At 62.9% G+C, this 20,571-nt stretch carries 17 protein-coding genes; 4 read left to right on the top strand and 13 right to left on the bottom strand.

What is annotated here, in order from left to right; translation table 11 throughout:
- The 3 genes from VGM51_17335 to VGM51_17325 all read left to right on the top strand — a co-directional run bounded on the left by VGM51_17335 (position 1) and on the right by VGM51_17325 (position 2,297).
- Entirely contained in the window at positions 1-699 is a 699-nt protein-coding gene (locus VGM51_17335; protein ID HEY3414805.1) for a pirin family protein, read from the top strand.
- Between the two features lie 755 nt (positions 700-1,454).
- A complete protein-coding gene (locus VGM51_17330; protein HEY3414804.1) occupies positions 1,455-2,006 on the top strand; it encodes a hypothetical protein in 552 nt (183 codons plus the stop codon).
- A 39-nt stretch (positions 2,007-2,045) separates the two neighbouring features.
- Positions 2,046-2,297, top strand: a complete 252-nt coding sequence (locus tag VGM51_17325; protein HEY3414803.1) for a hypothetical protein — start codon at positions 2,046-2,048, stop codon at positions 2,295-2,297.
- A 40-nt stretch (positions 2,298-2,337) separates the two neighbouring features.
- On the opposite strand, the gene VGM51_17320 is transcribed toward VGM51_17325, so the two are convergent.
- From VGM51_17320 to VGM51_17265, 12 genes are all read right to left on the bottom strand, one after another.
- Complete coding sequence (locus tag VGM51_17320) at positions 2,338-4,188, bottom strand: PDZ domain-containing protein (GenBank protein ID HEY3414802.1); 1,851 nt, start codon at positions 4,186-4,188, stop codon at positions 2,338-2,340.
- 1 nt (position 4,189) lies between these two features.
- Positions 4,190-6,550 carry a DUF4855 domain-containing protein gene (locus tag VGM51_17315; protein HEY3414801.1) on the bottom strand — a complete coding sequence of 787 codons (2,361 nt, stop codon included), beginning with the start codon at positions 6,548-6,550 and terminating at the stop codon, positions 4,190-4,192.
- A gap of 175 nt (positions 6,551-6,725) precedes the next feature.
- Positions 6,726-7,469 (bottom strand): YebC/PmpR family DNA-binding transcriptional regulator, encoded by a 744-nt coding sequence (locus VGM51_17310; GenBank protein HEY3414800.1) that lies wholly within the window; start codon positions 7,467-7,469, stop codon positions 6,726-6,728.
- Positions 7,470-7,682: 213 nt separating this feature from the next.
- Complete coding sequence (locus VGM51_17305) at positions 7,683-9,191, bottom strand: VCBS repeat-containing protein (GenBank protein ID HEY3414799.1); 1,509 nt, start codon at positions 9,189-9,191, stop codon at positions 7,683-7,685.
- Between the two features lie 228 nt (positions 9,192-9,419).
- Positions 9,420-10,421, bottom strand: a complete 1,002-nt coding sequence (locus tag VGM51_17300; protein ID HEY3414798.1) for an NAD(P)H-dependent glycerol-3-phosphate dehydrogenase — start codon at positions 10,419-10,421, stop codon at positions 9,420-9,422.
- Positions 10,422-11,417: a DNA polymerase III subunit delta' gene (gene holB, locus VGM51_17295; protein ID HEY3414797.1), complete on the bottom strand. Its 996-nt coding sequence runs from the start codon at positions 11,415-11,417 to the stop codon at positions 10,422-10,424.
- A gap of 60 nt (positions 11,418-11,477) precedes the next feature.
- Positions 11,478-11,807, bottom strand: coding sequence for a cyclic-di-AMP receptor (locus tag VGM51_17290; GenBank protein HEY3414796.1), 330 nt, complete (start codon positions 11,805-11,807; stop codon positions 11,478-11,480).
- Positions 11,804-13,963 carry a DUF2961 domain-containing protein gene (locus tag VGM51_17285; protein HEY3414795.1) on the bottom strand — a complete coding sequence of 720 codons (2,160 nt, stop codon included), beginning with the start codon at positions 13,961-13,963 and terminating at the stop codon, positions 11,804-11,806. The genes VGM51_17290 and VGM51_17285 overlap by 4 nt, the downstream gene beginning before the upstream one ends.
- Positions 13,964-13,977: 14 nt before the next feature.
- Positions 13,978-14,640 (bottom strand): dTMP kinase, encoded by a 663-nt coding sequence (gene tmk / locus VGM51_17280; protein HEY3414794.1) that lies wholly within the window; start codon positions 14,638-14,640, stop codon positions 13,978-13,980.
- Positions 14,637-16,253: a R3H domain-containing nucleic acid-binding protein gene (locus VGM51_17275; GenBank protein ID HEY3414793.1), complete on the bottom strand. Its 1,617-nt coding sequence runs from the start codon at positions 16,251-16,253 to the stop codon at positions 14,637-14,639. Before VGM51_17275 ends, tmk begins: the two co-directional genes overlap by 4 nt.
- A gap of 199 nt (positions 16,254-16,452) precedes the next feature.
- A complete protein-coding gene (locus tag VGM51_17270; protein HEY3414792.1) occupies positions 16,453-17,259 on the bottom strand; it encodes a prepilin-type N-terminal cleavage/methylation domain-containing protein in 807 nt (268 codons plus the stop codon).
- A 124-nt stretch (positions 17,260-17,383) separates the two neighbouring features.
- Positions 17,384-18,049, bottom strand: coding sequence for a hypothetical protein (locus tag VGM51_17265; protein HEY3414791.1), 666 nt, complete (start codon positions 18,047-18,049; stop codon positions 17,384-17,386).
- 172 nt (positions 18,050-18,221) lie between these two features.
- Between VGM51_17265 and VGM51_17260 the strand changes: the two genes are divergently transcribed.
- Positions 18,222-19,103, top strand: coding sequence for a hypothetical protein (locus VGM51_17260; protein ID HEY3414790.1), 882 nt, complete (start codon positions 18,222-18,224; stop codon positions 19,101-19,103).
- Between the two features lie 44 nt (positions 19,104-19,147).
- Here VGM51_17260 and VGM51_17255 read toward each other — a convergent pair whose 3' ends face one another.
- A complete protein-coding gene (locus VGM51_17255) occupies positions 19,148-20,557 on the bottom strand; it encodes an arylsulfatase (protein ID HEY3414789.1) in 1,410 nt (469 codons plus the stop codon).
- Positions 20,558-20,571 lie beyond the last annotated feature (14 nt).

Genomic DNA, 20,571 nt, shown 5'->3' with positions numbered 1-20,571 from the left:
ATGGTTATGATCAGGCCCGCGAGTGAGCGGGGTGTCACTGACTGGGGATGGCTGGACAGCCGGCACACGTTCTCGTTCGGGGACTATCACGATCCCGCTCACATCCACTATCGAAGCCTTCGCGTCATCAACGACGACCGGATAGCGCCAGGCGGTGGCTTCCCGACACACCCGCATCGCGACATGGAAATCGTCACCGTTGTGCTGGAAGGCGGGCTTGAGCACCGCGACAGCCTGGGCAACGGATCGATCATCCGGCCGGATGAGGTGCAGAGGATGACGGCGGGCACCGGGATAACGCACAGTGAGTTCAACCCTTCGGAAGCGGACCGTGTTCATTTACTGCAGATATGGCTCATGCCGGAAAGGCACGGGCTCACGCCGTCCTATGAGCAAACGCAATTCCCGGATTCGGCGCGGCAAGGCCGAATGTGCCTGGTCGCCTCTCGCGACGGGCGCGAAGGCTCCGTGACCATCCACCAGGACGCCGATCTCTATGTAACCAGGCTGGAACCGGGCGCCGCCGTCCACCACCACCTGGCGGAAGGCAGGTTCTCGTGGGTTCATATTGCCACGGGAGCAGTCAACCTGAACGGGCTCGCCCTTTCCGCGGGCGACGGCGCCGCGGTACGCGACGAGGGTTTGCTCACTATCACCGGAGAGTCCAAGGCCGAAGTGCTCGTCTTTGACCTCGCGTAGCGGGACTCACGGTCCGTCTGCTGCATGCTGCGGGTTTGCGCCACATGGCCGTCGGGGATGGAGATATCTCCGGCGGTCTTTGTGCCAATTATCCGGCGCGCCGCCTCCGGTCGGTTCCGCACTCATAAATTCGGCCCATTGTGACGTGTCCAATCATTCGTGATTGACTCAATCTATTAACCTAACGTTAACGCGTACGAAAACATACGGCAACCCTCAGTGGGGTAAACTTTATATGTAGAACAAAGGTCACTGGAAAGGAGAAAAAAACCGTGGCTATGGAAATGACAGCCGATCAAATGTTTGCCGGCGGACATTGCGCTCCTCGGGGAACATATCTCAATACAAGCACCGGTGTCGTACACCGTCTGTCCCGTCCGACGACGCTTCCGCAGGGCGGTCCATTCCGTCTCGTAGCGCCAACCGCCAATCTGGGGCTCGCGGAGCCTGTCGCACTCGCGGTGGCAGCGGGGCCGCGCAGCGAATATCGCTGGCCGCATGATGTCGAAGAACCTGTTCGGGAACCCGACCTGAAATGGTTTGAACTGCTGGCGGCTTACAGAGTCGCAAGACTGAACTCGTGGTGGTAACCAGACACCCTGACAATTGCATAGACGAGGGAATCAATCGGCGGACGGCCAGTGGCCGGACCGCCGATTGTGTCGTTCGTGCCCGCGGAAGGGCATCCGTGTTATACTTTGGAATGCGGCTCGGGCGAAACGAGAGGCCTGCCGACGAAGGATCGTAACGAATCGATGAGATATTCACGTTTGGCGGTATACCTGGCCCTGGCTTCCATCTGTTGCGGCGTCGCCCGCGCAGCCTCTGACCCCGCTCCCGCGGCGCCTCAGAACACCGCCCCGATGGACTTGAAGACGGGCAAAGTAGATACCTCGCCTATCACGCTTACGGCGAACGGGTCGGAGTCATTCTTTCCGCAAACGCCGCCGCAAACGGTGGAAGGCGTGCTGGTGTCGATCGACAAGGCTGGGCAGACGGCCGTTGTTCGGACGGTGCGTGACGGCGATGTGAAAATCGGCCTCCCGGAGGGCATCGTCCTCTCGCGGGATGGCCGGACGGATGGCAGTACGCTCGACGACATCAAACCGGGTGACCGCATATACGCAACGGTGGTCACCGAAAACGGAGTTCGGGCCATCCGCCTGGTTTCCGAAGGGCCGCCGAATCCGATGCTAAACTACGTCGGAATTCCGGTTCTGTGCCTCGCAGCGCTCGTGATCTGGCGTATCCGGTGCAAACCGCTCCCGGGCGCCGCGGCGGTTGTACGCGGCGCGAAGGCCGCTTGACGCAGGCCCACAGCAACAGGGCCGCTGGAGGGAACAGCAATGGAAGACAGCGTTAGTCCGGAGATGAATGCCGAAGAAGGCGAACGGCTGGACGTTGAGTTCCAGTACGTCATTGGCCACGTGACCCAGCGCGATGTTGTTGCCGATGGCGAAATGGTTGTCCCGGCCGGCACCGAGGTGACTGCTGCGGACGCCGCGGCCGCGCTGGCCGCCGGCGTCCTGGAAGACTTGGCGTTCGCTGTCGGAATGGGCGACCGATCAAGCACGGAAGCTCACGGCCGGCCCGAATAAGGGGGAGTACCTGCGGCTTCCCGGCGACCCGGGCGGGGTGCTAACGGGCGCGGTTGGCGCTTCGAGCCCAGATGCCATTCCACACGGCCGTCTGCGCCGCAGAGCGCCCCGGCATCAAGGTCAGTTCGATGCTGGACGTTGCCTGTACCACGACCGTGACCGTTCGCTCTTCGGTGTCCCGTCGGATAACGATGGGGATGCAGTCGCCGATCTTCCTCGGTTTCCCGGCGAGGAGCGGGCGTTGCCCGACGACGACGCGCTCGCCGTCAATCTTCAGCAGAAGATCGCCGGGGGCAATCTGCGCTGCCTCCGCCGCCGATCCCTTCTCCACCGTGCCCACCCGCGCTTCCTTTGAGCCGCGCTCGATGTTGACGCCCAGCATCACGTTCGGCGCCTCAACGGTCTCCGCCCCAACACCGGCCAATGGCAGAATGGAGTTCACAGGTAGATCGTCCACCCCGCTGGCGTAGGCCTTGTAGGCGCTCGCGACATCGACGCCCGTGGCCGTCCGGATGGCCTCCAGGAGCGCGTCAGGCGGGTATGCCGTGCCTGCGACGGCGTATTGTCGCGTCAATAGCCGCATGGCATCATCCAGGCTGCGTTTGCCGCCGGTTGCCGCGCGGATCTGGACGTCGAGAAGCCAGCCGGCCAGAAGGCCCTTCGTGTAGTAGTTGGTGCCGCCCGAGCCGTTGGAACTTGGGTCGGACGATTGCCAGACGTGCAGGCTGCTGTCGGCCAGGCTGGTCGTTGTACGGCCGGAGGAGGCATGGTAGTCCAGCCACAGCACGGAGAAGCGCCGGAGGGCTTCTTCCGGCGTCCAGAGGCCGGCCCGCGCGCCGATGACATAGGCGTAATAATCGGTGACTCCTTCCGCCACCCAGAGGGATGGAGTAGGGGATTCCTTCTCATAGTCAAAAGGGCCCAGCCCCGTCGGTCGCAACGCCTTCACGTTCCATGCATGTAGAAACTCGTGCGCCACGATGTGCGCGCCGTGCTGCAGGAAATCGCCGTCACGGGTGTCGCCGGAGAACACGATCACGCAGCTCGACCGGTGCTCCAGCCCTGCGCCGGCATAGGCGCGCTTTGGCGGGAAATGGAAGTGAAACTGGTAGTTGTCGAAGGGCGCCCAACCGCCGAAAAGGTCGATGGCGGCCTCTGCCACGGATTTGCAGACCCGGATGAGCGTTTGCTCGGAGACGCGGCATTTCCCGGTGGTTATGATCTCGAATCCGTGCCCTCGCGCGGTGAATGAGACCGAAGTGTACCTTCCCGCCTGTACCGGACTGTCATTCAAAACGTCGTAATCGGGAGCGGTGAAGACTCCATTTTCATCCCTCGGAAGCGGAGCCGCGGCCTTCCATTTGCCGGGGAGGTTCAGGGAGAGGGTGCACGGGGCGTCTTTGTGACCCTCCACGTACATGCAGGCCACCCCTGGGTGTAGAAATGCGGAGTTGCCATCCACGTGAACCCCCATCTGTCCCATCGTCGTCGCCGTCTCGCCGCTGTCAAAGCCATACTCTCGCACTTTGACGTCATAGGAAACTGTCAGCGGTTCGCCTCTGCCATGAGCGCCGTTCCAGGTGGAATCCGTGGGATGGGAGGTCGTGACGGTGCGACCGTTGGTACTGAAGGCGACATTGGACACACCCTTCCACTGGTCGATACGGCGATAGTAGCCGGGAACCCAGACGGGCATCGCGATGGTCACGGTTGGATCAGGGTCGTTGAGGATTTCGGTGGAAACATGCACGGAGTCACGGTTTGGACGTATGGAGATCGTATAGGAGACCTGGACGCCCGCGCGAACGCCGCCGCATATCAGGGCGAGCAGGGCGCAGACTGCGACCGTCCGGCCGGCGCGGCGCAACCCGACCACGACGAACGGCATCATCTCAGTGCACCTCGATCTCGCTCAACATGGCCCACTCCTGCGTTTGGGTGGCGCGAACTCTGACATACCGGGCGGAGACAGGTTGCGGCGCGGAGATCCGGCACGCCAGATCAACGCACACCTTCCGATCGGCGCTCTCCAATTGCGACGGCGCCACTCCGCCGAGATACTGCCATGTAACACCGTCGTTCGACGTGTCCACAAAGACCCTGTGTGGCGCATGGATCCCGTTTTCGCCCCCTTGCAGTACCCACACCGTCACTTCGCGTACCGGACGCCTCCAGCCGAGATCCACCGTAATGGTACGCGGTTCGCCGTCCCGCCAGCCGGTCAGTTGGCTGGGGTTGAAATGGCGCGCGATAACCCCGTCGGTCAAACGGACGCCGTCGTCGGCGTATCCGCCATCCGGGTCCTCTCCGCCGCCTCCGGCGAACGGTCGCAGGCTATAGCGGGCTGTTGGCGCTACGTTGCGACCATTCGCATAGATCCTCACCTCGGAGAGCATCAGCCACTGGTCCGAGGTCATGACGAGCGTGACGTGCCGGGAACGGAGGGGCTTCGATGGTAGAAACGAGATGTGGCCGTCCATGTCGTCGGCGGCGCGGCGGCGGTCGACCCGAATAGCGCCGCCGGACACAACCGTGAATCCCTTTGGAAGGCCGCCACGCCCTTCCGCCGTGCGCGGCGGGGCACCGGTGTCGGCGAAGAGAGCAACCGCCGACGACGGCCACGACACTGCCCCGACGCCGCCGCCCTGGGTGAATGCCTGTATCTCCGAGACCGGCATCGGGCGGCCCAGATCGAAGGATACGGAGACGCTGTTCCCGTTGGCCATCCAGCCAACGGTTCGCCCAGCCTGAAAGCCGCCCAGTGTGATTCCGTCCGTGAGCATATGGCCGGAATCCGCATATTTCCCCGGCCGGGCCGGGGTGATGGTATAGGGCTGACCGAGCGCGATGTGCGCTCTCCTCTCCGCAACGTCATTTGGGTCGATGGCGAGAGAAGCCACTCTCAGCGGACCCGAGCCGCCGGCGGGGCGGAACTGCGCGCGCACGGCCGTTGCTTCCCCGCCAACGGGAACCCACAACCACTTAGAGCCTCTTTCAACGGGAGGCTGTACGCCGCGAATGGCCCAGCCGCCGGGCGACCACTTCCGCGCGCCGGCTTTTAGAACGGAAACCTCGACGACCCCTCCCCATCCCGGTCCGCCTCCCCGATTCAGGCACATTTCAACGGCGGCTACGGGTCGAGACGCTCCAAATCTTGCTTCAGCGGTTGGGATGCCTGCCGCCGATTTCCATCGCCAGGTAATCGGCGCGTCGGGGTCGGGGACGGGGTCGTTTGTAACGTACCGGGCGAGCATGTCATACGATCTGCGGGCTTCCGGATCGATGGATCGCGATGTCTGCTCAACGAGATCGGTCTCGAGATAGTAAGCCGTCGCGGCCGCCTGATAACCATATCGGGAGGCTGCGCCGTCCGCGAGGTATTGCGCAAACGCGCGTCTGCCGGCGGCACTCCGGGTGAGAGACGATGCTTCCATCTCCACGCCAAGACCGCTCGCCCTGGCTGCCTGCGCTGTTTCCGCGATCCGGTTGCGGCCGATCCGACCGCCGCTCTGCCACGTACCGAACGCGTAGTTGGGCTGGTAGATCGCCACATCCACTCCGGCGGGCTTCCACCGCTCGATCCCGGTTTCGCCATGGTAAGGGATCCACAACAAACGAAATCCGGCGCGATGCACCTGGTCGGCGACGGCCTTTACTAAGGCGACATCGGATTCCGGGATGTCCTCGCGCATCCAGTAGAAGCCCCAAAGTTGAAGATGGCGATACCGCGCGTTCGCGAAGCGGCGGGCGGCTTCGGAGAGATACCATCGCACGGCAGCGTCCCGGCCGGCGGCCGTGGACAGGTCGGTCGCCTTTCCTTCAACGGTACCGAATTCGGAGACCCCTCGATTGATATACGGGATGGACAACATGATTCGCCGCTTCACGGGCGGCGCGCCGAGGGAGTGGGTCGCGTTTTCAACCGCGTCGTCAAGCGCCTTGAGGTCGCGCCCCGCTCCGAACCAGCGGTCCAGTTGGTACTCCCAGTCGACCTTCTCGGTCAGACCGTATTCCGTGCCGCGCTCCCGGCCGGAGTTCTGGATGAGAAAGAGGAACGCGTCGAAGAGCCAGGCGGGCTTCTTGTCGTAGGCGACATAGGGGGCGAAATCGGCTGCCGTGCGGGTGTCCTTGTCATAGATGAGCGCACAGTGGTGAAAGCCCGCCTGCGCCGGCGCAGGGTATTCAGCGCGTGCGGCCAGTATCGCAGAGTAGAAGCCGACGAGCAAACACAGGGTTGGGGTGAGACAGCGCATGGTTCGCTCCTCATGCGGACCCGAGAGTGTGGGAGGATGGCCGAATCGGGCAGGACGGAAAGGGTTCTTCCAACAGATGAAGAACCCCCTCAAGCAATGAACACGACGCAATGAACTGTGGGCTCAAATAGAGCCGACCATTGTTCCGTACTAAGCGAATGCCGCCCCGGCCTTTTCAGGAGATTAGCGCCATCTCTTCGTCGGAGATGTCGAAGTTCGACCATACCGCCTGCACGTCGTCGTTGTCCTCGAGCAGGTCGATCAGCCGCAGCGTAAGCTCGGCATCATGGCCCTTCAACTCGACTGTGGTCTGCGGGAGCATCGCAACTTCGGCGTTGTCGACTTTCAGGCCCGCCTTTTCGAGGGCTTCGCGGACCGGCATGAGGTCGCCGGGTGAGGTCAGCACGTCGTATGTCTCGTCCTCGATCTTCACGTCATCCGCGCCGGCGTCCAGCGCTGCTTCCATCACGGCGTCTTCGGACAGGCCATCTTTGAGGATGGAAATCACGCCGGACGAGGTGAACGACCAGGATACGCTGCCGGTTTCCGCGATGCGACCGCCGTTCTTGGTGAAGATCGAGCGCAGTTCGGGGAACGTGCGGTTCTTGTTGTCTGTGAGGCATTCCACAATGACGCCGACACCACCCGGGCCGTAGCCTTCGTAGGTGCACTCTTCGAAAGACTGGCCCTCCAACTCGCCGGCGCCCTTCAAAACTGCGCGCTTGATGGTATCGGCGGGCATTGAGGATTCCCTGGCCTTCTGGATGGCGAACCGCAGCCGCACGTTCACGTCCGGGTTACTGCCGCCTTTGGCCGCGACGATGAGTTCACGCCCGAGTTTCGTGAATACCTTACCGCGCTCGGCGTCCTGCTTGCCCTTGCGCAGTTTGATATTGTGCCATTTGCTGTGTCCCGACATTTACGAACTCCCTCTGATGAATTGGAAAACAATGCGCCCCAATGATTATAACACGCTGCGGACCCAGTCATAGCGACAGTCTGCCAGAGCCCGTATCCGTTGGCATCGGATGCGTGCGGACTCAGCATGGATGTGCGTCAGCGTGGGCCGGACGCGAAAACGCCTGGCCGCGGTGAAGCTTGGCCAGGCGTTACGTAGCGGGATTACTCGCGCTTACCGCGGCGGATCCAGCCCGAACGCTATCCTGGCGACCAGGACCAGATCCCGGATATCGAGTTTTCCGTCACCGTTCATATCGCCCTTGCCCTGCACAGGCGGGGCGGGGGTGACAATGAGATCCGCAAACGCGGCGACGGTTCCCGTGGTCGCGGTGATACGGGCGATGCCGGAAACAGGGGCGATTGTGATCACCGGGAATGTGGTTGAATTGGACCCGGCCGTTACCACGACCGAATCCGGCACAATCACCAGGTCGGCCCGGTCGGTGGAGAGACGCACCGAAACGCCATCGCTGGTGGTCACGCGGTTCAGGAGCACCGTCGCGATCGATGAAGCGCCGGTGATGACGGAGGCGGGCGAGAGGCTTACCTGTTTGACCGTCGGGGCGGTCGCCGGCACAACCGCAATGCCGCTTGGGGTGTTGGAGAAGATAAGCTCGGCGTTTCCGTCTCCATCCACATCGCCGGAAACGATCCCGATATGATTCGCGCCCGGGGCGGTGGTGATGGCGGCGGCGAACCCGCCCGTGCAGTCATTCAGGAAGACGCTGACATCCAGTGTGCCTGTGTTAGCGGTCGCCAGGTCCGGGCGGCCATCGTTGTTGAAATCACCGGAAGCCATCGCGATCGGGCTTGTACCACCTGCGAAAGAGACGGCGTTGCGGAACGTTCCGTCGCCATTTCCCTTGAGCAGATTGACGCCGCTGCTCAGGCTCATATTGTCGCAGACGGCGATATCCATGACACCGTCGCCGTCGAAATCGCCCGCGCTGATGGCGTAGGGCACATAGCCGGCGCGCGAATTTTGCGCGCCTTGGAACGTTCCGTCACCGTTGCCGAGCAGCACGCTGATGCTCCGCGAATTGGAGTTGGCGGTGGCAATGTCCAAGTGTCCACTGGCCGTGAACCGGGCGAGGGTTATGGAGTCCGGCTTGCTGCCGACGGGGAGGCTGGTGGTCGCGTGAAATACGCCCTTGCCGTCTCCCTGGAGCACGCTGACGGTGGACGTTCCCAGATTGGATACAACAACGTCCAGGATGCCGTGCCCGCGAAGGTCGCCAACTGCCACCGCGGAAGGGGCAGGTGTACCGGTCTCCCCCGGAGGGAGAACGGAGTAATCCGTAGCGGGGCGCAGAGTGCCGTCACCGTTGCCGAGAAGGACGCTGATAGTGCCTGGGGTGCTGTTGCAGACGATGACGTCCGGCTTCAGATCACCATTCACGTCGGCAATGGCCACCGATGTAGGACCGGCGCCAACGGTATAATTCACAGGCGCGTTGAACGAAACGGTTCCGTTGTGCTTGTTGATCGAGACGGAGATCGAATTGCCGGACGTATTTGCCGTCACCACATCGGGAGCGCCATCGCCGCTCAGGTCTCCGATAGCGATGCACTGACTGTGCGCGGGCAATATGGCGAAGAGAAGCGCTGCGATTGGGCCAATCACTGCTAGACCGGTGCTATGGCTGAGGCCGCGGGCCATAAAGGACACCCCCCATTTCACGCTTGCCAAACGCAGAACTGGTAAACGAAGATGCGCTGCGAAGCGGACAGGTTTGGCAGTCTGGAAACGCGCCGGAGCGCGCTTACCGGATGGCCCGATCCGGTGACGACAACCGCCAGGAGGCGACTCAATTATAACGTCTATTGCGACCAGGCGCAAGGCGCATCCGAAAAGACTTTGAACGAACGACACTTCGTGACACCTGGCGGGCTGCCGCCAGCGGTCTGATTACCAGAGTTCGCCTTTGGCGCCACGCTCCATCAATTCGGAAGTTGCCCGGATGGCGGGCGTTCCCCCGAACAGAACGCTGTACGCGCTCTTAATGATCGGCGCCTCTACGCCCGCGCGTTCCGACAGGCGGATCGCAGCTTCGGTGGTCGGCACCCCTTCCGCCACCTGCCCCATTTCGGCGAGGACCGTCTCCAGTGACTTGCCCTCGGCTAATCCGGCGCCCACCCGGTAGTTTCGGCTGAGGCGCCCCGCACACGTTGCGATCATATCACCCACACCGCTGAGCCCCCAGAATGTATCGCGCCTGGCGCCCAGTTTCTCGCCCAGACGTATAATCTCCGCCAGGCCCCGCGTCATCAGGCTCGCCTTCGTGTTGTCGCCGTATCCAAGGCCGTCCGAAATGCCGGCGGCAATGGCGATGATGTTCTTCAGGGCGCCGCCCAACTCCACGCCTATCACGTCCTCGCTTGTATAAGGACGGAGGTAGCGCGTATGCAATATACACTGCAAAAGGGTCGCGAGTTCACGGTTCTCCGAGGCTATCACCGTGGCAGTGGGGACGTTCCTTGCCAGCTCGGTCGCCAGATTGGGTCCGCTGAGCACCGCGAGGCGCGGCCGCGCAGCTTCGCCCAGCAGCTCGATGCAGATCTCGGAGACGCGCATCCCGGTCGAGGGTTCCAGGCCTTTCGCCGCGCTCAAGACTGCCGGGACGTCCACAAAATGGCCGCCGTGCTCATTGAGCAGCGATCGCACGGCGCTGCTGGGAACTGCGATGACGATCGCTTCGGCTTCAGCGGTGGCATATCTCGCGTCGCCGGTCACGATGACCGAATGGGGCAGTTCGAAGGAAGGAAGGTATCGCGCGTTGACACGATCCCGCTGGATGTTGGCCGCCCGCCGGACATCGTGGTCCCAAAGGCGGACAGCGTGGCCCTTCTCGCCCAACAGGCGCGCTAGCGCCGTTCCCCAACTGCCCGCACCCAACACCGCAATGGTCATCTAGGAATCCCCCCAGGGAATGAGGTCCATCAGCAGACATTCGGTCACCAGAGTCGCGTTCCCGTTTCCCGCCAGATAACGCCGCGCGCTCAGAATGGCCGCCGCCGCCGCCAACGCCTGGGTTGTGGTGTAGGAACGTGACGCCGCCTCAAGGGTGTCCAAATGGTCCGCATTCACGACCAGGCTGCGGTCACAACGAGCCTGGATCGCGCTTATGTCCCGAAACCAGGAACCGGCCCACCGCAAACTGTCCGCAACGTCGGCGCCTTCGTCGCTGGTGCCCATCCGCAGATCCTCCGCGAGGCGGAGCGCGTCCGTGCGCGGCGCCAGCGCAACAGCCTTTAGCCACACTAGAGTGCGCTCACGCTTCGCCAGCGCCTCCGCGTCTTTCAGGAGGCGGAGCGCTTCGCCGGGCCGGCCTTCACTCAAGCGGGCGACGTGGCCGGCTTGTTCGGCGTCGGCGCCCTGGTCTATCAGCCAGGCGGCGATAACGTCGCGAGGCGCCGGTTTGAAACGCGTCACCTGGCAGCGGGAGAGGACGGTCGGCAGGATGTTGGCGGTATCACCCACGAGCAGGACGAGCGTTGCGTAAGCGGGCGGCTCCTCGAACGTCTTCAGGAGGCAGTTCACTGCGTCCTGTGTCATCTCGTCCGCGGGATCCAGAGTAACGACTTTTCGGCGGCCCAATACCGGTATGCGTGAAATCTCGGTTCGGACAGCCTGGGCCTGTTCAATGGTGATATGGCCCTTCTTGCTCTTTTCGGAGGGGCCGATCCAGGAAACGTCCGGGTGGTTTCCGGTTTCGATCAGGTGGCACTGGTGGCAGACGCCGCAAGGACGCTCCCCGTCGCTCTCGCAATTCGCCAACTGTGCGAGAAAGCGCGCCATTTCGCGCTTGCCACTCCCGGAGGGGCCGGCGAAAAGGTATGCGTGGTGCATCGAGCCTCGCGCCGCGACATCACGTAGAGCGGTTATTATGTGTTCCTGGCCAAGCATAATCGGGGTTGGGGTATGGGGATGGGGCTGGAACTCAGCCCTTGCCCCGCAGCCATCAATTCACAATTGTTCAAAACGGTCGACGGGCAGCACGAACGCCACCGCGCCACCGACTCTCACGCTCACGGGATTGGCAATAAGGGCGCCCGCCGCGCCTGCGTCCGGCGGCAGGAGGTTCACGAACTGCTCCCTCGTTCTGCTGCAATCGTCCACCACATGAAGGGCGGCGTCCACCTGCTCGTCGTCCACGCCGATCATAAATGTCGTGTTGCCTTCGCGCAGGAATCCGCCGGTGCTTGCGAGTTGTGTGAACCGAAAGCCCTCTTTCACCAGCCGGTCCGATAGTTTGTGCCGGTCACGGTCATGAACGATCGCGAGGATGAGTTTCATTTGCCCTCCGTGGGGACCACAAAGCAATACGTATTGTAGGCGATCTCACTCCATGCCGTCCCCTGGACCGGTCCTCCCGGGTAAATCGCGCGATTCACGGGGGTAAAGGCTACCCGGATCCTGATCGCTTTTCGGCCGCGAGTGAGCGTGCGGCCAATGAGGAATTCGTCGTCCCGAAAGCGCCGGTTGGACGTCTGAAGAACATGCCGGGCCGGATCGGTTTCGCCCGGAGGATTCGAGTACACGCAAGTGTTGGAGCCGGCGGTATACCAGACGCCCGCCTTCGCCCACTTTCCCTTCGCCGGTCCGCTCACATCCGCGACGTATACCTCTGCGCGCTGGTTGGCGAAGGCGTAATCCAGCGTCCTGCGCAGCAGCACTCCCCAGTTGTCCGGTGTCAGCCGCACCGTGAACTCGCTGGTCCCGGCCGTGCTGCGGGCCAGTTTGGTGGTGGCGGGGTACACCTCGACGCCGTCCAGCGTGTCCGGCCCAAGCTCATAGCGCGACGTGACTTGATATGGCTCGGACGCCTGCGGCGACGTGTACAGATGTGCCGCCTCAGCCGCCGGGACGCCGATTCGAAATGCGTCGGTCTTCACGAGGTATGCGCCGGGTGCGCCGTACCAGTAGGTCACGCTCTCGTAATGCTCCGTCGAAGTGTTCGTTCCCCCATGCTCCAACCCGATTCGCGCATTACGGCCGAACGGCATGGCGTCGGCCAGCAAGAAGCGGTATGCGGACTCGATGCGGTCGGCCGGGACCCTCGCTTCTTTCGCCGAGGGAGCGCCGCATGGATGGCCCGCGAAGGGCAGCGTCATTGTGCGGCCGCCCCAGTAATCGCCCCCTCCACCCCATTCTTCTGTCCCGGTGCCCTGCGCCTGGGGCGACTCGCTGTCATCGAAGAAGTAGCGGGGATCGCCCTCGAGGGTGTTCAGGACCGCGTTGTGCGAGAAGATCCAGGACGTGCCGACCAGACTTCCGCACCAATCGTTGCTTCCCTCGATGCCTCTCGTATCGAGAAGCGTGAGGTCCTCGCCGCGGACGGGAGCCGAATGGTCGCGGTAGGTTGCGTGGAAATAGCCGGCTTCCGACCGTTTGCCCGTGAACCGGGCGTACCGGACGTTCCATCGGACATCGGCGACCTCCCTTCCCGCGCCCACAAGGGAAATGCGGGCCGACTGGAAGTATGGCATCGGGAAGTAACAGGCGAGGTGGACCCGTTCCGCGTCGTACCGTATGCTCACGGGAAACGCCTTGACCAGGTATTCGCGGTTATCGCGGTTGTAGAGAACGCCCGCGCCGTGGAAGAGCGCGACCGGCGCGTCCACCGAGGGGGCCGGCCGGTTGTCCCAAATGATCCTGAGCCTTACGCTCGAAAAGGCTGCCGCGTCCGAACGCGGTACGGAGAACTCCAGTCTGCGAATCACGGACGGCGCCCGGGAGAGTTCGGCGAGGCGGACTTCACTGTTGGCGGGAACCGTGGCTGTCCCCGAAATCGATGTCACACCGGTTTTCGGCGCGATGTCCGTGCCGGATCGGCGCAGGAGGTCGAGGACGTCCTGTGCCGGCGGCGTCGCGGCGTCCCAGGAGCGGATCGGCTGCGAAAGGCGGGTACCCGGCACGTAGAGGTGGTAGATGTAATATCCGGTGCCGTAGTGCGTCCGCGAGTACGCCATCTTCAACGATTGTTCAAACGGGATGGGCGCCCAGGACAGGTCCGCGCCTCGTGTATCGGACCAGGTCCACGCCAGCGGGCTCGGAAACAGCTCCGAGGGGACGAATATGGAGCCCTCTACGGGGTGATTGGGATCGGCGGTGCTCGTTTCGGCGATGATGTGGTCCACTCCGTCCACGGTGTAGTGCCACGGGCTGCCGTGCCAGTGGTTGTACCTGGCGAAGCACAGAACTCCGGTCCCCTCGACATCGAGCGTCACATTGCGGTCCTCCGCCTCCTGGTAGAGGAAATGGCTGGCATCGGCTCCCTCGTTCCCGCCCGCGCGATCGTAAGTGGAGCGCATGAAGGCCCGCTCGCCGATACGGTGGTAAGGCCAGCGCTGCCATTGCCGGAATGCGTCCATGCCGATCGGTATTGGGGGTGGCTCCGCGAATGCTGGTGTCATGGTGAGAATCAGGGTGAGGATCGAAATGGTTTTCATTGGGTGTTGAAGCTTCAGGGTCCTGTCACGGCGGTCCAGACGCGCTCCGCCACATCCGCAACTGCGCCGCTCGCATCGACCACGCGAATGCGATCCGGCTCTTCGTTCGCCAGAGCGAGGAAGCCCTCCCGCACTTTGCGGGCGAAACTCAGCCCGCGCTCCTCCATGCGGTTGACATCTCCCTGGCGCTGCAGGCCGATTTCCGGCGGGATATCCAGGACGACCGTTCGCGCGGGCCACAGATCGCCTGTGGCGAACCGGTGGAGTTCCCGGATTGTGGTCAGGTCTACACCGAGGCCGTGGCCCTGGTAGGCCAGGGTGGAATCCGTGTAGCGGTCGCACAGCACGACCTTGCCCTGGGCGAGGGCAGGGCGGATCAACGTGGCGACGTGCTCGGCCCGCGCGGCGAAGAAGAGCAGCATCTCGGTGTTGCGCGCCATATCGCCGCTGTGCAGAAGTAGGCTCCGAATTTGCTCGGAGACCGGCCCGCCGCCTCCAGGCTCACGCGTGACCAGGACGTCGTGCCCCTTGCTGCGAAGCCGCTCCGCCAGAAGACTGATCTGGGTTGTCTTGCCGCTCCCATCCGGCCCCTCGAACGTGATGAATTGGGTAAGAGGCGGTGACTCAGAGAGAGGGCGTGCGGGAGAGGGGACGCCGAGTTGCTCCCCCTCCCTCACTTGCTCACCCGGATGCGGCGGTTGGGCTCGGATCCGATGCTCTCAGATGTGAGTTCGTAGCGCTGAATGAGTTCGTGTTGAAGGCGGCGGACGTAACTGCTCTGAGCGCGAAGCTCCACCGGCTCGCCAAATTCGTGCACCCTCTCGGCCGCGTCTTCGGCCTCCTGCAGAGCGGTTTCCTCGTCGTTCAGCGCCTGATCTTGTGGGAGATTGAACATCTCGCGCAGAACGGTAGACACCTGGGCGTACGTATTGCTGCGAACGACAAAGGTGGGTTTGTTCTGGTTCAACGCTTCCTGGAGTCGGGCTGAGTCTTTGCGCGCGTGAGATTTCAGCGCGATGATGGCGTCCGCCTCCCCCAGGTCCTTGGTGATGTACATCGGCAGGCGCAGCTCGCGGATGGCTTTCTCCAAGCGGTTGCGCGACACGCCGTACGGGAACACCCGGACGGTGGGCGGGACCTCTTTCGGTATCGCCAGCGGTATTTCCGTCTTGCCGTTGATCCGGCGTCCGCCTGGCGCCGGCGCCTCGACGCCGCGAGTTGGGAAACTGGCCCCGTACGCCCCCCGGCCCGTCTCCTCGCGCTGCACGACCTCCACTTCGCCGGATTCCCTGCGGATGCGGATTTCGGGGCGCGGCGCGGAACCGCGCAGCATGCGATCGACGGTGGACATCACGTCGTGGTGGATCGCCAATTTGTCTACTTCCAGAATTTCGATAACCACATCGAAAGTGGGCGGCGCCTTGCGCTCCAGAACCGTTTTCTGTGTCCCGCGCCGCTTGGCTTCTTCGTCGCTCAGCGTCACGGCGCCGATACCGCCCACCAGGTCGCTCAGAGTGGGGTTCATCAGGAGGTTCTCAAGGCTGTTGCCGTGGGCGGTCCCGATCAGTTGAACGCCGCGCTCCGCGATTGTCCTGCTGGCGAACGCCTCCGCCTCGGTTCCGATCTCGTCAATGACAATGACCTCCGGCATGTGGTTTTCCACCGCCTCGATCATCACGGCGTGCTGCTGCGCCGGGGTGGGGACCTGCATGCGGCGCGCACGGCCGATGGCGGGGTGCGGGACGTCTCCGTCGCCGGCGATCTCGTTGGACGTATCCACGATGACGACCCGCTTGTTGAATTCCTCGCTGAGGATTCGGGCCACTTCGCGCAGTTTCGTGGTCTTTCCCACGCCCGGACGGCCGAGCATCAGGACGGATTTACCGGTCTCTACCACGTCGCGGATGATGTCTATCGTGCCATAGACAGCGCGGCCTATGCGGCACGTGAGGCCGATGACCTTGCCGGCGCGGTTGCGGATAGCGGAAATTCGGTGAAGGGTGCGCTCGATGCCCGCGCGGTTATCAGCCCCGAAGGAGCCTACCCTCGCCGTCACGAAATCCAGGTCCTCCTGGTTGATGTGGCGGTCGAGGATCGTGTAAACCTCGGTTGGGAACCGCGCCTCCGGGAAGCGCCCAAGGTCCATCACGATCTCCAGGAGGTCCTGGAGATCGGCGTGCTTCTTCAGGCTGCGGCAGACTTCCGGCGGAAGGACCGCCATCAACTGCTCAATATTATCTGTGATCTTTTGCTGCACGGGTTCGATCAGGTACTTTTGCGCGGTTGCCATCGAGTACGGTACCCCTCCTGTACGGATAACTGAATCGCGGACCTCAGGGTCAGGGACGCTGAGCGTGGCGAAGCGACCCGCCTGGGAGCCGCCGGTCCGTTACTTTCATTATGGCCCGTGCGAGAGGCTGAGGAACATGCTCGTCGGCCACAAAGAGAGACGGGGGCCCGTACGGATCCGCGAATGCTTCCCGCACACCTTACACGCCGTCGGCTGGCAGCTTTTTGTCGCGGAACCACGCATCTGTGACGGTCGTGCCGGTGTTGTAGTAGATCTTGCGGCCGACCATGGAGCTGACGTGGCCATCGAACCACACGATGTTACTCTGGCCCCGCAGTCGCTCGATGATTGTCGCAACCCGTCCGGAGTGAAATCCCGGAGCGTAAGCGTAGCCCCCGTTCGACACGTCGCCGGCGTACGGGTAAGCTTGCGGCGGATAGCAGAATAGCGATCCCCTCCCCGCTGCCGTCGGGACGCCGGACGCGCCGTTGCCCTCCTTGAACTGCCAGACCTCCATGAATTGGATCGTGCTGGATGGATTGGACATTGCGCCTGGACTCCGATGCCGCAAGGTTGGGTACCCCGACGTTGGTGCGGTGCTCGCGTAGAAGAGGTTGTAACCGTACGTTCGCCGCAATGAAGGGTCGACCTTAGGGGCCAGTGGGCAAGTCAGCCTCTCATCGATGCTGAACCCAGACGTTTGGTTTAGAACCCTCATGTATGGATTGACGCGCTGATACCAGGAGCTGATTTCCCAATTGGCAAAGTCCGTAAATGGGACGAGGAGGGCGGGCATGATCATGTAGCCGTTGTCATCCTGGTACATGAGTGCAGCCTGTCCCAACTGCCGCAGGTTCGACTGGCACGTGGCGTTTTGGGCGCGCTGGCGGGCCTTGGCGAAGACGGGGAACAGGATCGCGGCAAGGATGGCGATGATCGCTATGACCACCAGAAGCTCGATGAGTGTGAAACCGCTACGGGGCCTCGCACAAGGCAATCTGAGCATTGATCTACCTCCTTAGGCCGGAATGATCTCCCGGTACCCGACTCCATTGTACCACGCCAAATCCTGCCACTGCCAGCCAGGCTCGGGGCCGGCGGCCGTCCGCGGGAATCCCGAAACCCGGCCCCTAGAGATTGAACGCGCTGTCCGCCAGGTTGGCGTGGAGGTTCACGTTTGAGCGCTGGATATCTTCAACCTTGATCCCGTCCTCAGTTGTTGTTCGCTGAACCGTGAACCAGGTCTTTGGATCGATCTTGTACGTTACGGCGTATGCGTGCGTTCCCTGGCGAAGCTTCGGATCCTCGCCTTTCCATTTGAGCGTGAGGAAGACGTACACATCTCCACCGCTTTTGGCGCGTTCAGTGGTCGCTTCGGCTTTCGGCCAGACGGCTTTGATCGCATCGATTTCGCTGCCCATATCCGCTTCCCAGAAAGGGACCTTGCGCGCGCTGTAGAAGTCGGCTTCCTTCGAATCCATGCCCTTTTTCATCCGGATGCCAAGAATGCGTTCCGCCGCGCGGATCTTACCGCCCTTGTACACCACGTCGGCTCCCTTGTGCGGATCGGTCCGGACTTTCAGCCTGATGAGGTGCGGCTTCTTGAACGAGAAATCGAAGCCCTGGGTCTTCTCGGTCGAACCGGCCTTAGTCCAGGCGTCCTCGCTGCATGTGTAGGAATCGGTTTTCGCCCAGGTCGCCTCCAGATTTGCCAAAGCCTCTTTGGGGGCGATTTTCTGGGCCTGTGCACCGCCGACCAGCGTCACGGCGGCAATCACGGTCAGCCATTTGCGCATGCGATGTTTTCTCCTTGATGAGTGAGGTATGTCCGTATGGTAGCATGTATCGGTGTCAGGTGTCGGGTGTCAGGAGCCCGGATCTCAGGCGCCCGCCACCGGACACCCGAAACCCAACTCCCCCTCTGCTATAGTGTCTTTGGACACACCAACCCCCGGAGGATACGCGCGTATGAAGATCATCAATCAGCACCTGGGCCTGCCCGTGATAAGCCGCGATACGAGCGAGCGCGTGGGCGATGTACTGCGGTTTGTGACCGATCAGGTGACCGGGCGCATCGTTGCAGTGGCCGTCACCACGCAATGGTACCAGGAGCCCAGCGCCGTCGCCTTCGCCGATTGCACCGCATTCGGCCAGAACGTCGTGTTGGTCAAGAGCGGCGACGCCCTGAAGCCTCTGTCACAAATCCCCGAGATAGGTATCCACCTGCAAGCGAGCAGCGATTCGCGCCAGCGGACCGCCATAACCGAGAGCGGACGCCTGCTGGGAAGCGTTACCGACGAGGCGTTCGATGAGCACACCGGTGAGGTCGTGGGATACCGACTGGACATCCTGGCCGATTCCGGAACGGGTCGAACTGTGTATATCGGCCACGAACCGTTCGTGACCGCCAGCGCGACGGTGGCTATCCTGAAGGACGACGTGCTGGCCGGCGCAACCGACGAACTCGTCCCAAGCTCCGCGCCGCTGGCTCCGATACCCGAGCCGTCCGCCCCGTCCTCAGCCCCCAACCCTCAGACCCCGGCCGTTGAGGTTCAGCCCTCGGTTCCCGAGTTTCCGGCCTCGCTGCTGGCCCTCACCGAGGAGGCGCTGGAGCCGGAAGAATCGGACGAGGAACTGGCGGACACCGTGAGCCAGGAAGTGCGCGACAAGATGGAAGGTCACAACCGCGTGATGATGGCGCTCGTTATTGGCAAGACGGCTGGAGCGACGGTCACGGACTCCGAAGGCAGCGTCATTGCCGAAGAGGGGGTCGCGATCACGATGGATATGGCCCAGGCCGCGGCAGACTCCCAGCGCCTCTACGAACTGTGGACCAACGCGCGGGACTGATATCCCACTGCTTGTGCCGGGAAGCGCCCCGAAGGTGGAGCCGGTTATGAAGGCGCCTTATCCAGCCCGCTTTGAGGGAATATGGGGCTGGGTACCCGGTCCCTCCGCATAATCTCCTCGATGCGGGCCACGATGTCCGGATGAGCGCTCGCGACGTCCGTGGTTTCCGCTATATCGGTGTCGAGGTCGTACAGGGCCACCCCCATATTGCCTTTATCCATCTCGCGGCGGACTCCCTTCCATCGCTGCATCAGAACGGCCTGCTGGCCGCCATAACCCGGGAACTCCCAGAAGAGATACCCGTGTTCGGGCTGGTCGCCGATACCCGTGAGCGTGGGGGCGAAGGAGAGGCCGTCCAACCCCGCGGGACGCGCCCCGCCTGCCACGTCCAGCAACGTCGGGAAAACGTCCCAGAAAGCGGCGATGTGATCGCTGGTGCGCCCCGCGGGAATCGCGCCGGGCCGGTATGCGATCAGGGGAACCCGGATGCCTCCCTCGTAGACGGAGCCCTTGAGGCCGCGCAGCGGACCGGCGCTATGGAAGAACTCTGCATCGGCCCCGCCGACCTTGAATGTGGGCCCGTTGTCGCTCGTGAAAAGGATCAGGGTGTTCTGCTCCAGTCCAAGCTCCCGCAGACGGTCCACCAGGCGGCCGACATCGCGGTCGAGCCTCGATATCATCGCCGCGTAGGCGGCCCGCGGCGTGGCTTGAGGCTGGTAGCCACCCTTTCCGTCATAGGGGTGTTCGTCCCACAAACCGCGGTAAGGCGTAATCGAGTCTTCCGGCACCTGCAGCGCGAGGTGCGGGATGGTGGGCGTCCAGCACAGGAAGAAAGGTTTGGTGCGTTTCCTCCCCACCCAGGAAAGGACGTCTTCCGTCATCAGGTCATGGGCGTATTGCCGGCCGGTGACGTTTCCAGGTGTATTGCCCTCCAAGATCACTTTTTTACCGTCCCGCCAAAGATGCGTGGGGTAGTAGTTATGGGCCTCGCGCTGGCACAGGTATCCGTAGAAGTGATCGAACCCCTGGCGTTCGGGGGCGCCTTCGGAGCCGGGCGCTCCCAGGCCCCACTTGCCGACCATCGCCGTGGTGTAGCCCGCGGCCCGGAGCGCGCGTGATATGGTCATGGTCCGCGCCGGCAGAGCCATCTGTCCCTCCGGCGGTACTTCCACGTTGTCTCGAATGACGGCGCGGCTTGGCTGGCAACCGGTGATGAGGCAGCACCGCGACGGAGCACAGACAGGCGCGCCGGCGTAAAACCGGGTGAACCGCAGCCCTCGCGCCGCCATACGGTCGAGGTTCGGCGTTTTGATGCGTGTCTGGCCGTAACACCCGAGTTCGCCATAACCGAGGTCGTCAGCCACGATAAGCACGATGTTGGGGCGCTGCTCCGCCGCACGGGCCGAGTTCATCGTCAATGCAACCGCCACCGCCGTGACCGCATTCCTGTTCATCTCTCTCCCCCCGC

This window comes from Armatimonadota bacterium, assembly GCA_036504095.1.
In the GTDB taxonomy this organism is placed as follows: domain Bacteria; phylum Armatimonadota; class DTGP01; order JAKQQT01; family JAKQQT01; genus DASXUL01.
This window is presented reverse-complemented; position numbering and strand designations above follow the sequence as displayed.